This window comes from Acinetobacter sp. CIP 101966 (genome assembly GCF_000369725.1).
GTDB classification, from domain to species: Bacteria; Pseudomonadota; Gammaproteobacteria; order Pseudomonadales; family Moraxellaceae; genus Acinetobacter; species Acinetobacter lwoffii_Q.
In genome coordinates, this window is record NZ_KB850164.1 from 53,825 (window position 1) to 67,307 (window position 13,483).

Below are 13,483 nucleotides of genomic sequence, written 5' to 3' on the forward strand. Positions count from 1 at the left end.
GCTGGCGACCATAGCAAGAGTGAACCACCTGATCCCTTCCCGAACTCAGAAGTGAAACCTCTTAGCGCTGATGGTAGTGTGGGGTTACCCATGTGAGAGTAAGTCATCGCCAGCTCATTATTCGAAACACCCCCTGTCATTTGATAGGGGGTGTTTTTTTATGCGCGGGTTTTAGTCAAATAATTGTTGAAGTGTTGAGTATTGATTAAAAACTGGACTCATGGGTTTAGAATTTTAAGGAATAAGTAAGACTTTAGTCGGATATTGCATGAAAAGTAGCTGTGTTGAACTAAGTTGTTGCGAAGACATGGCGATAAGAATCATTAAAAATAATAAATAAGAGTTAGGGTCATGTGTCGTGCTGAAAACAACGAAAAAAACTCACAGGAGGTGAGTAAAAATGGCAGAAAACATGAACAGAGTAGCAAACACGGTAAGTGTGAATGATCTGATTGATCAGGCAAAATTCACTAAATTTCACTTAAGCATTGTATTGTGGTGTTTGTTTATTGTCCTATTTGACGGATATGATTTAGCAATTAACGGTGTCGTTCTGCCTCTACTTATGCAAGAGTGGGGTATGAGTGCTGTTCAAGCAGGCATGCTTGCAAGTACAGCACTCGCTGGCATGATGTTTGGAGCCATGCTGTTTGGGATGCTTGCAGACAAAATTGGTCGTAAAAAAGTTATCTTGATTTGTGTGTCTTTATTTAGTGCTTTTACATTTTTAGGTGGATTTACCACTAATCCAACAGAGTTTGGTATTTTACGTTTTATTGCTGGTTTAGGGATTGGTGGTGTATTACCAAACTTAGTCGCTTTAACGTCTGAATATGCACCTAAACGTTTAAAAAGCACACTGGTAACCACCATGTTTAGTGGTTATGCCGTAGGCGGTATTATGGCTGCATTATGCGGTACATGGTTTACACCAAGTTTTGGTTGGGAAATTATGTTCTTCATTGCAGGTATTCCATTACTTTTTGTTCCATTTTTTTGGAAGTTCTTACCTGAGTCTTTAACTTTCCTCGTTAAAGAACAAAAAATGAATGAAGCGCGTCGTTTTATCAAGCAAGTCGAGCCAACTGCAGACATACAAGCAGATACTGAACTGGTTCTAGCCAGCGGTGATCAGACCCAAAGTGCATCAGTAAAAGCTTTATTTACAGAAAATCGTGCCACAGGAACCTTCTTATTTTGGATTGCTTTCTTCATGTGCTTACTCATGCTTTACGCACTTGGAAGCTGGCTACCAAAACTGATGATGGCAGCGGGATATTCTTTAGGCAGCAGTTTAATGTTCTTATTAGCATTGAATATTGGTGCTGTGATTGGAACCATTAGCGGTGGTATTTTGGCAGACCGTTTTGACTTTAAACCTGTTCTTATGAGTATGTTAACTGTCGGTGTACTATCTTTGGTTGGTTTGGGCTTTAATTCTCCAACCCCTGTTATTTATTTACTTGTCAGTTTAGCAGGTGCCTCATCTATTGGTACCAGTATCTTGTTATATAGCTATGTTGCTCAATACTATCCTGTTGCAGTACGTTCTACTGGTATTGGTTGGGCTTCTGCTATAGGGCGTACAGGTGCAATTGTTGGCCCGATCGTGATTGGTATGCTGCTTGGTATGGAGTTACCACATAAATGGAACTTTATCGCGGTGGCAATGCCGGGTATTATTGGCATCATCGCTATTTCAATGATTCGTAAGCCACAACCTGGTCGCGTGATGGTGAAAAAATTAAAAACAGCCAAAATTTAAACTCTCGTAATTAACCTACTCAGTTAAAAAAGCTCCTTACTTAAAGGGGCTTTTTCATATCTTTAGTATGAAATTAAATCAATATTCAATTGGTCAAAAGAATAAGCGGATTAATAGAGCTTAAATATTGGGCGAATTAAAAGATAAACATCAATTATTCAAAAGTTTATATTAATAATAGTGTGACATATCACGCAAATAAATGACCTTTCCAAGAGCATAGCAGAATATCAATTAGTCTTATTGTGCCTTAAATCCTGCTTGCGTATATTGCCTGACATTGAAGATTGACTTCAGTCTTCAACAAGATGTTATGGACAAGTACTCATGGGAGATGAGAACGATGACAACGGAAAAAATAGATGTAAATTCTGTAGTCGATAATGCGAAATTCACGCCTTTCCACTTCAATGTAGTTGCTTGGTGTTTACTCATTATCTTATTTGATGGCTACGATCTCGCAATCAATGGTGTAGTTTTACCGTTATTGATGCAAGACTGGGGCTTAAGTGCAGTGCAGGCCGGAATGCTTGCAAGTACCGCGCTGGCCGGCATGATGTTTGGTGCGATGATCTTTGGTTCCCTCGCGGACAAGATCGGTCGTAAGAAAGTGATCATGATCTGTATTGTATTATTTAGTGGTTTAACTTTTGCCGGCGGCTTTGCTTCAAACCCAACCGAATTCGGTATTTTACGTTTCCTTGCCGGTCTTGGTATTGGTGGCGTAATGCCAAACCTGGTGGCATTGACTTCGGAATATGCCCCACAAAAAATGCGTAGTACGCTGGTGACCACCATGTTTAGTGGTTATGCGGTAGGTGGCGTAATGGCTGCGTTATTGGGTTCATGGTTTACCCCAAGTTTTGGTTGGCAAATCATGTTCTTTATCGCGGGTATTCCACTGTTTTTGTTACCAGTGATCTGGAAATTCCTGCCTGAATCTCTCGCATTTATTGTGAAACAGAATAAGCAGCCAGAAGCTTGTCGTATTGTACGTCGCTTGGCGCCAAATCTGACAGTTACCGAGAATACAACTTTCACTTTGCCACAGGAAAATGTGCCTGAAGCAGCCAACGTGGTGAGCTTGTTCCGTCGTGGTCGTGCGGTCAATACTTTACTGTTCTGGGTCGCGTTCTTCACTTGTCTGTTAACCATGTATGCACTGAGCAGCTGGTTACCGAAGTTAATGATGGCAGCGGGCTACTCGATGGACAACAGCTTGATGTTCATGATGGTGATGAACGTTGGTGCGGTTGTGGGTATTGTCGGTGGTGGTATTCTTGCGGATCGTTTCCACTTGAAACCAGTACTGATGTTCCTCGGTATGATGGGTGCGATTGTGATGAGCTCAATGGGCTTTGCATCTAACCAATTCTTACTTTACATCTTGGTGTTCCTGGCAGGTGCAGCGTCGATTGGTTCACAAATGTTGCTATATAGCTATGTTGCGCAGTTCTATCCACTTGCGGTACGTTCGACAGGGATTGGCTGGTCTTCTGCGATCGGTCGTATGGGTGCGATTGTAGGGCCGATCCTGATTGGTGGTTTACTTGGTATGAACCTGCCTGCTTACTTTAACTTTATGGCAGTCGGTTTACCGGTTCTGATTACTGCAATTGCTGTTGCATTAATCATGCATGACAATGAATCTGAAAAGATTGGTTCAATTGAGCCTGCAGTGTCTAAAGCTTAAAGCTAAGTTTTTAAATAAGAAGCCTCCGAAAGGAGGCTTTTTTATATTTAAAATCAGAATAATAGTATTCTATAAAGAGAATCAGTTTTATAAAAAGAGATATAACTTTTATGAGAATATTAATTTTAGGTGCAATATTTTTAGCAAATTCTTTTGTGTATGCTCAAAAAATAAATAGTTATGAATGTGTAATAGAAGAAATATCTAATAGTTATGATGTGAAAAATTTAGAGAATCATTACCTTGGTCAAACTTTCAATGTTAATCGTAGTACAGGAATCATAAGTGGGGCTTTGAAAAATGATTACGTTAATAAACCAATTATTATTGATCCAGGCTCCAAAGATAATAGTTTTAAAGTCATTAACTATTTAAAAATAGGGGAAGGATTAGGAAGAGGAAGCAATGTATATTCCCTTATTGTTGAGGAGTACCAAAGTAAACCTATCAAATCCTTTACTTATATGGACAATGCAATGGTATTTCGCGGTAATTGTAAAAATAAATAATGGATTTTGATTCTTCTCCAAGTAGTTCTCTCTTCAAACATTAAATACATAGTTTTACCGTATTTTCCTATACATATTCATAGCTATAGTTTTTTATTTAGTAGAGCGCGTTAGAATCAATCATAGATATTGAATAAATAGGATTACTCAGATGAACATCAACTCACTCTCCCCAATCCCTGAAGATGATGACGAACTGCATCTTCCTGAACTGGTGTACTGGGCTTCTTTAGGCGATGTTGAGCAGGTCGAGCAGGCGCTACAGGAAGGTCTGGACGTCAACTCCGCCGATGAAGAAGGCTATAGCGCCTTACAGGCCGCCGCTGAAAATGATCATCTGGAAGTGGTCAAACTTCTGGTCAGCAAGGGTGCGGACATTGCGCATCGTAGTCCAAATAGTGCTTTAGAACTGGCAGAAATGGCCGGCAGTAAAGACGTTGTGGCTTATCTGAAAAGTCTGGCCGGTGGTGTCTGAATATAAAAAAGAACCTCAAATTTGAGGTTCTTTTTTATGGTATGAGCTTAGGCAGCATCGCCTTCAAGTTCTTTTAAGATCGCTTCATTGAAAGCCGGTAAATCGTCCGGATTACGAGAAGTAATCAGTACCCAGTCACCGGTATTGCAGCGATGGACTTCTTCATCGACCCATTTCCCGCCGGCATTTTCCAGATCCAGCTTGATGCTCTTATATGAAGTCAGATTCTTGTCTTTAATGCGCTGTGCATCAATCAAGGTCCATGGCCCATGACAGATCGCGGCAATCGGTTTGTGATTGTCGGCAAAATGCTGAATGATTTTTTGCGCATCCTGATTGATTCTCAAGGTATCCGCATTGACTGTACCGCCGGGAATCACCAAAAGATCATAATCATTCAGATCGACGTGTTCAAGACTGGTATCCGGCGTATATTGGGTGGCAGCTTTGGTATCACCTTTGACCGTCGCGACATCTTCATTTTTTTCGGCAGCATGAATCACTTCAAAACCTTTGGACTTTAGAAAATTTAAAGGCTCAGTGAGTTCATCATGTTCAATGCCTTGATTAGATGTAATAAAGAGGACCTTTTTTACCATGATTGCTGTTCCTAAAAAATGTGAGGATTTTTAGCTTAACAACAAGGCGATTCTTACAATGTTGGAGTTTTAGCTCGGAACTGTTAAGCAATGATAAATAAAATAATAGGCAGAAAAAAAGCCCCGACATCCTGTCGGGGCTTTTTCGTATCTTGTGATTTAGGTATAACTCCTGTCGTACCTCACGTCCTGGTGTTGCGATGTTATTCTTGTTTTTAGGTCTTCGGAGCATCCTGCTCTCTATGTTTATAAAGTAATACACATCCCGGTAGCGCACTAGCAGCAGATTGCGGTTATTGTTGTACGCTTTGGCTTACATCAGCGCAGAGTAATTGAGCTGTGCAAGCCTAACCGGTTGTATTTCATTAAAAATGTACATCTAAGCCGATATAAGGTCCTTTAAATTCAAGTTTTAAATTTGGACGTTGATCCTGTTCAAAATCCACCTGCATAAAGCGATAACCGACTTTGGCACCGACATCGACCAGCAGATTATCAATGAAATCATATTGCAGTTCGGCTTGTACATCGGTCTTTCGGGTATCACTGCCGTGACTGTAAACTGCTTCTGCTTTGGCACTCATACCGGTAAAGGGCAATTTAACCCCGGCTGTTGCATAGAGCAGTGGACTATATTCATCCAGATCGTATTGAGTGAAAACGCCGGCAGTCAGGTTTTTTACCGTACCATCCAGATTGGTTAAACCTGCGCCTATATCCGCATGCACAATGGTATCTAGCAATTCGTAATACAGAATATAGTCAATATTCTTCAACTCGATATCTGAGGCATTGACAGGAGAATTCTGTTCGCTGGTGCTGTCCAGATTGACGTATTTAATCTTGGCATTTGGCAACAATGGCACTGGATGTTCTACAGCGAGAGATAGTTGTGCTGTACCTTGTCGATCCAGCTCATGCTTGAAATTGTTATCCTGACTATAGCCGTCAAAATCCCAGTAACTGAGATCCGCTTTCACGCCGATCACATCTGCATGACTGAGCGTACTGAGTCCAAAACCACATAATAAGGTGGTGAGTATTTTTGCGCGCATGGCTCTATTCCCTAAAGCTTTATTAAAATTGGAGGTGTCTGGTTACTTAAAAACATCTTCTTAATATGGAGTAGCAAGTGCATGATATAGAGAATTTCAAAAATGTATATCCTTGGATTTTGCAGGACAATAAGATGGTAGCGAGAAGCACACAACAAGCGAAAGACTATGCATTATATGTCGCCGGTCAGGCCGTTCAGACGGGTGAATGGCTAGAGGTCAAACATAAATATAACCACGAACTGTATGCCCGTGTCGCCTTGGCTGATGCCAATACACTGGAACAGGCGATTCAGTCTGCCGTAGACGCAGAAGCTGAAATGGCTGCCTTGGAGCCGTTTCAGAAACAGAAAATTCTGCTGCATTGCGTACGCCGTTTTCGTGAGATTCATGAAGAACTAACCGAAATTCTGATTGCAGAAGGGGGCAAACCGCGTAAAGCAGCCGAAGCTGAAGTAGAACGCCTGATCAATACCTTTCAGATTGCCGCAGATGCCGTGACTCAGATTGATCAGGGACGTATGCTGCCTTTGGCCGTGACTGCGGCAGCATCTGGTTATCAGGGCATTGTGAAACAGGTGCCGATTGGTGCAGTGTCTTTGATTAGTCCGTTTAATTTTCCTTTAAACCTGACCGCGCATAAAATTGCTCCTGCGATTGCAGCCGGCTGTCCCTTTGTGCTGAAACCGCCTAGTCTGACCCCGATTTCTGCCTTAAAAATTGCCGAAATTCTGGCGGAAACCGATTTACCGCAAGGTGCCTTTTCGGTATTGCCCTGTCCGCGAGAACTGGCCGATCTACTGGTCACCGATGAGCGTTTTAAATTACTCAGTTTTACCGGTTCCGATGCCGTGGGCTGGGATATGAAAGCGCGTGCCGGACGCAAAAAAGTGGTCTTGGAGCTGGGTGGCAATGCTGCTGTCATGATTGAGCCAGATACCGAAATTAACGATGCCTTGATTAACCGTTTGATTAGTGGCGCGTATAACCATGGGGGACAAGTGTGTATCAGTGTGCAACGCATTCTGGTGCATCAGCAGATTTATGCTGAAGTGAAGGACAAACTGCTGGCGAAACTGAAAACGATTAAAGCAGCCGATCCGAACTTAAGCACGACCTTGGTTGGTCCGATGATCAAAGAAGCAGAAGCCAAGCGCCTGAAAAAATGGCTGGATAAAGCCCTGAAAAAAGACGCGAAAATCCTGATTGGAGGTGAGCTAAATGGCGTGATGTTTGCACCGACCTTGCTGGAAAATGTAGACCACAGTCTGGAAATCTACCGTGATGAAGCCTTTGGCCCGGTGGCAATCCTGGAAGCGTATACTGATTTTGAATCCGGTATTGCCTGTATCAACCGCAGCCGTTTTGGCTTGCAAGCTGGAGTGTATACTCAGAATCTGAACAAGATGCTGTATGCCTGGGATCATCTGCATGTCGGCGGTGTCATTATCAATGATATTCCGTCTTTCCGGGTCGATAACATGCCTTATGGCGGGGTCAAAGATTCAGGTCTGGGTCGTGAAGGAATTCAGTCAGCCATTCGCGACATGCAGGAAGAGCGCATGCTGGTGATTAAAGCCTAAGTTTAGAATACTCATCGCTTCGATATCACAGGCAGCTTGTTTTAAATCTGCTTGTGATATTTAAACCGGTTTTTAAAGAGGTCAAAATTCCATGAGAGAATTTGATTTCCCATATCACGGCTTGGTCATGTGCCTTAGTATGAGCCGTTTCATCTTCAAATAATGATCTAAAAACAGATGCTGGATCAGAGTCTTGGAATACATTTTTTGAAACAGCGACCCTGTAGTAAAACTTAAGAAAAATATATTCCAAAAAGTTTTTCAATATATAACTTGTTTAATCTGCCTTATTTTGCAGAATTATTGAACGCTTAATTCGAATAGATTATAAATAACGAATATTTTAAGCAGAATTTACAGAAAAAATTTAAAAAAGTCAGTATTGTTAAATCATCTACAAGGTCAGTTTTTCGATCAGACTTTAAGCAAGATGTAAGACCTGCTGACCTGTTTGTACATTAGAATTCGACGCCCACAAGGTGCCCTCTAATTCAAACACCCAAAATTATTGAAAATGCTTCTTTTTTTGCTTGCGCCATAACCATAACAAGCAGCATCTAAAGGGGTTAAAAGTTTAGGTGTTCTATGACAGAAACTCGTGAGAATTGGTCCGCACGATCAGGATTCATTATTGCAGCGATTGGTTCCGCCGTTGGCTTGGGGAATATCTGGCGTTTCCCTTATGTTGCCTATGAAAATGGTGGCGGGGCATTCCTGATCCCCTATCTGATTGCGATTTTCGCAGCAGGTTTACCTTTATTGTTTTTAGACTATGCGGTCGGACACAAGTTCCGTAAAGCACCGCCTATGGCCTATAAAAAACTCATGAATGCCGAATCCTTGGGTTGGTGGCAGGTCATGGTCACTCTGGTGATCGGGATTTACTATGCCAGCGTCTTGTCCTGGGCTGGCAGCTATATGTTCTATTCCTTTGGACAACAGTGGGGCACAGATACCCAAGGCTTCTTCTTCAATACTTACCTGCAAAATGGTGAGGGTCTGACTCTCGGTTTTGTACCTGTGCTGTTCTTTGGTCTGGTGGTCGTTTGGGCAGCAGTCATGCTGATTCTTTACGGTGGAGTACGCCGAGGGGTGGAACTGGCGAATAAAATCTTTATGCCATTTCTGGTGATTTTATTCACGATCCTGGTGATTCAGGCAGTCCGTTTACCTGGTGCAGCCGATGGTTTAAATGCTTTCTTCACGCCGAACTGGGAAGCGATGGCCAACTATAAAGTCTGGTTAGCCGCTTTTGGTCATATCTTCTTCTCATTGTCAGTGGGCTTCGGGATCATGTTGACCTATGCATCTTACCTGAAACGCAAAACTAACCTGACCGGTTCAGGGATTGTGGTGGCATTGGCCAACTCGTCTTTTGAAATCCTAGCGGGTATTGGTGTGTTTGCAGCACTTGGTTTTATGGCGTTCAGTTCAGGCGCTAAAGTTGAAGATGTGGTGTCTGGCGGTATTGGTCTGGCCTTTATTGCGTTTCCAAAAATCATTTCCAGTTTAGGTGCAGGTGGTGACCTGTTCGGTTTCCTGTTCTTTGGTTCATTGACGGTGGCGGGTATTACCTCCATGGTCAGTATCCTGCAAGTTCCGATTGCTGCGTTCCAGGACAAACTGGGCTGGTCAAAGAACAAGTCAGTGACCATTATTGCGGGTGGTTCAGCAGTGATTTCTACCCTGATGTTCTCGACACATAGTGCCATTACCTTTGTCGATATCATCGATTACTTTGCCAATAACATCGGTATTGTTGGTGGTGGTCTGTTATCGATTATTCTGTTGTCGTGGTTCCGTCGTCCATTAATGAAACAGCTGGAAGGCCATGTGAATGAGTTTGCCAGCGTGAAACTAGGTACGAGCTGGAACTTCATGCTGACGGTGATCACGCCGTTGTCATTATTGCTGGCATTGGGCCTGACCCTGAAATCGATCATGGCAGAAGGTTATGGTGGCTATACTGCCAGTACCCTATGGATGGTAGGCGGAGGAGTGATGGCATTCTTTATTCTGGGTGCCATTCTGTTCAGCCTGATCAAAGACCGTCACAGCTAGGAGAGCGACTATGAATACATCTGCACTAATCATGATGATCATCTCCATCGTTTTATTATGGGGTGGTCTGGTACTGGCTGTGATTCATCTGGCAAAAAATCCGGAAGAACCAGAAGACTAAAAATCTTCACATAAACCTACTGTTACCATAAATGGAAGTCATTATCATCCTTGATGATAATGACTTTTTTAATGGCTGATGCTTTGACATGATTTCCGTTTCAGATGGACAAGTCTATACAGCCTTTGCCGTGACTTTATTCGCCGGGCTGGCCACCGTAGTGGGTGGGGGACTGGTATTATTCTTAAAAAAACCTAATTTCCGTTTGCTGGCCTTTGGTTTGGCCTTTGCTGCCGGTGCCATGATCTATGTCTCTTTAACCGAAATTCTGAACAAATCGATCGCGTCCTTTAGTCTGGACTTTGATGAAAAAACCGGTTTTGCCTTTGGCACTTTTGCTTTTTTACTGGGCGTAGTTCTGGTGTTGTTGCTGGATCGCTTTGTGCCGAATCCACATGACACCATTGAAACCCATTCTGCCAAGGGCGTCAGTTCACCCCAATTACTGCGTACCGGCATGCTGACGCTGTTTGCGATTAGCGCACATAACCTGCCGGAAGGACTGGCGACATTTTTTACCACACTGGAAAGTCCTGCTCTGGGTGCACCTCTAGCGGTCGCGATTGCGATTCATAATGTACCAGAAGGCGTGGCGATTGCCTTGCCGGTGTATATGGCCACGGGCCGTAAAGATTATGCGCTCTGGGCCAGTCTGGTTTCGGGTTTGGCCGAACCATTAGGGGCAGCGCTCGGTTATTTTATTCTGGCACCTTATATGAGTGAAACCGTCTATGGTCTGATCTTTGGCGTGATTGGTGGGGTGATGGTTTATCTGGCGCTGGATGAATTATTGCCGACGGCAAAGCGCTATTCTGAAGGGCATGAAACAGTCTATGGATTGGTGAGCGGCATGGCGGCATTGGCCAGCAGTCTGGTGATTTTTAAGTTTATTCAATAAGCCATATATTCACTAAATCACGCGCCATAAAAAAAGCAGCTTGCGCTGCCTTTCATTTTAAACACATGACTTATGCAGTTTTTTCTATACGGCAATAGAAGAAACCGTCGCCTTGATCTGCTTTCGGCAACAACTGACGACCATGAATCTGTTCGATACCCCAATCGGCTTCGATTTTGATTTCTTTGGCATCGGCATGTTGAGCAAAGAACTCGACCATCTGCTGTTCGTTTTCGGCTTTTAGAATTGAACAGGTGATGTACAGCAACGTGCCGCCAACTTTCAGTTGCTGCCACATATTTTCCAGAATCTGCTTTTGCAGATGTACCGTTTGCGGAATATCTGTAGAGTGACGTAGCAAGCGAATATCCGGATTACGACGGATCACACCAATTGCGGAACATGGTGCATCCAGCACGATACAATCCACCGACTCAGGTGCTGTCCAAGTGATCGCATCAGCCGCGATAATTTCAACGTCGGCATATTCAGTTAATAGTAAACGTTCCAGATTTTCTGCCACACGGACTAAACGTTTGGCATCTTGGTCAATGGCATACAGTTTTTTCGGGCTATATTTTTCCAGGATATGCGCGGTCTTGCCACCTGGAGCGGCACAGGCATCGACCACCACTTTGCCTTCAAGGTCAGGAACTAAGGTCGCACACAGCTGGGCATGTTCATCCTGAACCGAGAAACCGCCGGCTTCATAGCCCGGCAGGTTCGGAATATGGACATTCTGTTCCAGTACAATCCCGACTTCAGACAGGGTGCAGGCACGTGCTTCATAGCCTTCTTCTTCCAGAATTTCCAGATATTCATCACGGCTGACCTGATTGACATTGACACGCAAGGTGAGCGGTGCAATCTGTTTCAAGTCATGCGACAGTTCGGCAAGCTGTTCTGGCCAGTCTTTCTTTAAACGCTTGTAGAGCCAGCTTGGCAGACCATGCGCCTGATTTAAAGCCAGGTCAAATTCTTCTGTTTCACGTGAAACACGACGCAGAACGGCATTGACCAGACCGCTTAAAGGTTCAAAGCCCAGCTGTTTGGCTGCAGTCACGGTTTCTGAAATCGCAGCATGCGCCGGAATACGGGTACATAGAATCTGATACAAACCCAGATATAAGCAGCTTTCTAAAGCTTGGTTATCAAGAGGTTTGGTTAACAGCGGCAGGGTGATGGCTTTCAGGCCATGCCACTGACGTAAACAGCCCAAAGTTAACTCGTGATATAGGCCACGGTCACGTTCAGACACGATGTTGATATGTTGATTGAGTACAGAAGCAAGTGATTGGCCGTTTTGTACAGCCAATAGGGTTTTTACAACTTGCGCGCGCAAATTCAAGTTTTTAGCTGATGATTGAATTTGGCTCATGCGAATTTATATCCTACCGATAGTTTTTGAGTTTGATTAATTTGAACAGCATTCAGGGCTTTGCCGCCTGGCCATTGCAGATTGGTGATGCAAATGGCATGTTGATCGCCACACATCACATGCACGCCGTCTTTATCCAGGGCAATCACTTCACCAGGGAGGGCATTGCTTGTCTTTTGCGTGGAAAGTGATGAATTCCAGATGCGTAAATTGCTGCTGTCATCCAGTGGAGTAAATGCCACCGGCCAAGGATTAAAAGCGCGAATATTACGGTCAATGTCTGCCGCAGGCTGGGTCCAGTCAATTTGAGCTTCGGCTTTTGTCAGTTTATGCGCGTAAACCGTCAGGCTTTCATCCTGAACTTGACGAGTCTCAAGATAGTGCTGTAAAGTCTGTTCCGATTCGAGCACGGCCACAATCGCTTCCGCACCTTGCAGCGCCAGTTTGTCATGCAGGCTGGCAGAAGTATCCTCGGCGCTAATCGGGCACAGTGTTTTATACATCATGTCCCCGGTATCCAGACCGGCTGCCATTTTCATAATGGTCACACCTGTTTCGGTATCGCCGGTAGCAATCGCGCGCTGAATCGGGGCTGCACCGCGCCAGCGTGGCAACAGCGAACCATGAATATTCAGGCAACCATATTTTGGCGTATCCAGAACCACTTGTGGCAGGATCAGGCCATAAGCTGCCACCACCATCACATCTGCATTTAAGGCTTTAAGTTCCGCTTGCGCCGCCAGACCTTCTTCAGTCGATGACTTGAAATGTAAAGGCTGATAGACCGAAAGATGATGTTCAAGCGCTAACTGCTTCACCGCAGATGCCGTGAGCTTTTGTCCACGTCCGGCCTTGCGGTCCGGTTGAGTATAGACCGCCACAATTTCATGTTCGGTTCTAAGCAACGCAGCCAATGCAGTCGCTGCAAATTCTGGTGTGCCTGCAAATATGATCTTCACACATGAAATTCCAAATAAACTTAAAAGCTATTATAAGCCAAAAGCCAAATTTCAGCCTAATCCTTACCAAAACTTATCCGAGAAGCTTGGTGAGTACTTGAATTTCGGTGGAATTTTTATATAAAAAAAACTCATGCAAATTGTAAAAATTATTCATGAAAGTTTTGTATTGTCCTGATGATGATGGCGGTATAGTAGATTTCATTAAGAAATTTTTATCGTCAGATCATCCAAACCTCTCTATAGACATTTTTGCCTGCATCTACACCCAAAAGGCCATCTTGTAAATCAAGGGCTTGTAGTATGATAGGTTTAAAATTCAACTGATTTAAGCTCCTTGTCAGTATGATTTAGCCAGAGTGGATCTGCCCGATTCATTGCAAGCTC

At 43.7% G+C, this 13,483-nt stretch carries 12 protein-coding genes and 1 rRNA gene; 9 read left to right on the plus strand and 4 right to left on the minus strand.

The window, feature by feature from the left end; translation table 11 throughout:
• The 5 genes from rrf (at window position 1) to F891_RS15695 (ending at window position 4,442) form a co-directional block, all read left to right on the plus strand.
• Window positions 1–115 (plus strand): 5S ribosomal RNA (rrf, locus tag F891_RS15675).
• A gap of 285 nt (window positions 116–400) precedes the next feature.
• Entirely contained in the window at window positions 401–1,765 is a 1,365-nt protein-coding gene (locus tag F891_RS15680; protein WP_005264498.1) for an MFS transporter, read from the plus strand.
• Between the two features lie 343 nt (window positions 1,766–2,108).
• On the plus strand, window positions 2,109–3,458 hold the full coding sequence (locus F891_RS15685; protein WP_005264499.1) for an aromatic acid/H+ symport family MFS transporter: 1,350 nt from the start codon (window positions 2,109–2,111) through the stop codon (window positions 3,456–3,458).
• Window positions 3,459–3,568: 110 nt separating this feature from the next.
• Entirely contained in the window at window positions 3,569–3,967 is a 399-nt protein-coding gene (locus F891_RS15690; protein ID WP_005264502.1) for a hypothetical protein, read from the plus strand.
• A 151-nt stretch (window positions 3,968–4,118) separates the two neighbouring features.
• Window positions 4,119–4,442, plus strand: coding sequence for an ankyrin repeat domain-containing protein (locus tag F891_RS15695; protein WP_005264503.1), 324 nt, complete (start codon window positions 4,119–4,121; stop codon window positions 4,440–4,442).
• 47 nt (window positions 4,443–4,489) lie between these two features.
• Here F891_RS15695 and F891_RS15700 read toward each other — a convergent pair whose 3' ends face one another.
• On the minus strand, window positions 4,490–5,041 hold the full coding sequence (locus F891_RS15700) for a type 1 glutamine amidotransferase domain-containing protein (protein WP_005264505.1): 552 nt from the start codon (window positions 5,039–5,041) through the stop codon (window positions 4,490–4,492).
• A 365-nt stretch (window positions 5,042–5,406) separates the two neighbouring features.
• Entirely contained in the window at window positions 5,407–6,096 is a 690-nt protein-coding gene (locus F891_RS15705; RefSeq protein WP_005264506.1) for a TIGR04219 family outer membrane beta-barrel protein, read from the minus strand.
• A 134-nt stretch (window positions 6,097–6,230) separates the two neighbouring features.
• On the opposite strand from F891_RS15705, the gene F891_RS15710 reads away from it, so the two are divergent.
• From F891_RS15710 to zupT, 4 genes are all read left to right on the plus strand, one after another.
• The gene (locus F891_RS15710; RefSeq protein ID WP_034439850.1) at window positions 6,231–7,679 is read left to right on the plus strand and encodes an aldehyde dehydrogenase family protein; all 1,449 of its coding nucleotides are present in this window, start codon (window positions 6,231–6,233) and stop codon (window positions 7,677–7,679) included.
• Between the two features lie 585 nt (window positions 7,680–8,264).
• Window positions 8,265–9,740: a sodium-dependent transporter gene (locus tag F891_RS15715; RefSeq protein ID WP_005264510.1), complete on the plus strand. Its 1,476-nt coding sequence runs from the start codon at window positions 8,265–8,267 to the stop codon at window positions 9,738–9,740.
• Window positions 9,741–9,750: 10 nt separating this feature from the next.
• A complete protein-coding gene (locus F891_RS17730) occupies window positions 9,751–9,861 on the plus strand; it encodes a methionine/alanine import family NSS transporter small subunit (RefSeq protein WP_004647694.1) in 111 nt (36 codons plus the stop codon).
• An 88-nt stretch (window positions 9,862–9,949) separates the two neighbouring features.
• On the plus strand, window positions 9,950–10,759 hold the full coding sequence (zupT, locus tag F891_RS15720) for a zinc transporter ZupT (RefSeq protein WP_005264511.1): 810 nt from the start codon (window positions 9,950–9,952) through the stop codon (window positions 10,757–10,759).
• A gap of 70 nt (window positions 10,760–10,829) precedes the next feature.
• On the opposite strand, the gene rsmB is transcribed toward zupT, so the two are convergent.
• Window positions 10,830–12,137 carry a 16S rRNA (cytosine(967)-C(5))-methyltransferase RsmB gene (rsmB, locus tag F891_RS15725; RefSeq protein ID WP_005264512.1) on the minus strand — a complete coding sequence of 436 codons (1,308 nt, stop codon included), beginning with the start codon at window positions 12,135–12,137 and terminating at the stop codon, window positions 10,830–10,832.
• Window positions 12,134–13,096: a methionyl-tRNA formyltransferase gene (gene fmt, locus F891_RS15730; RefSeq protein WP_005264513.1), complete on the minus strand. Its 963-nt coding sequence runs from the start codon at window positions 13,094–13,096 to the stop codon at window positions 12,134–12,136. Before fmt ends, rsmB begins: the two co-directional genes overlap by 4 nt.
• Window positions 13,097–13,483 lie beyond the last annotated feature (387 nt).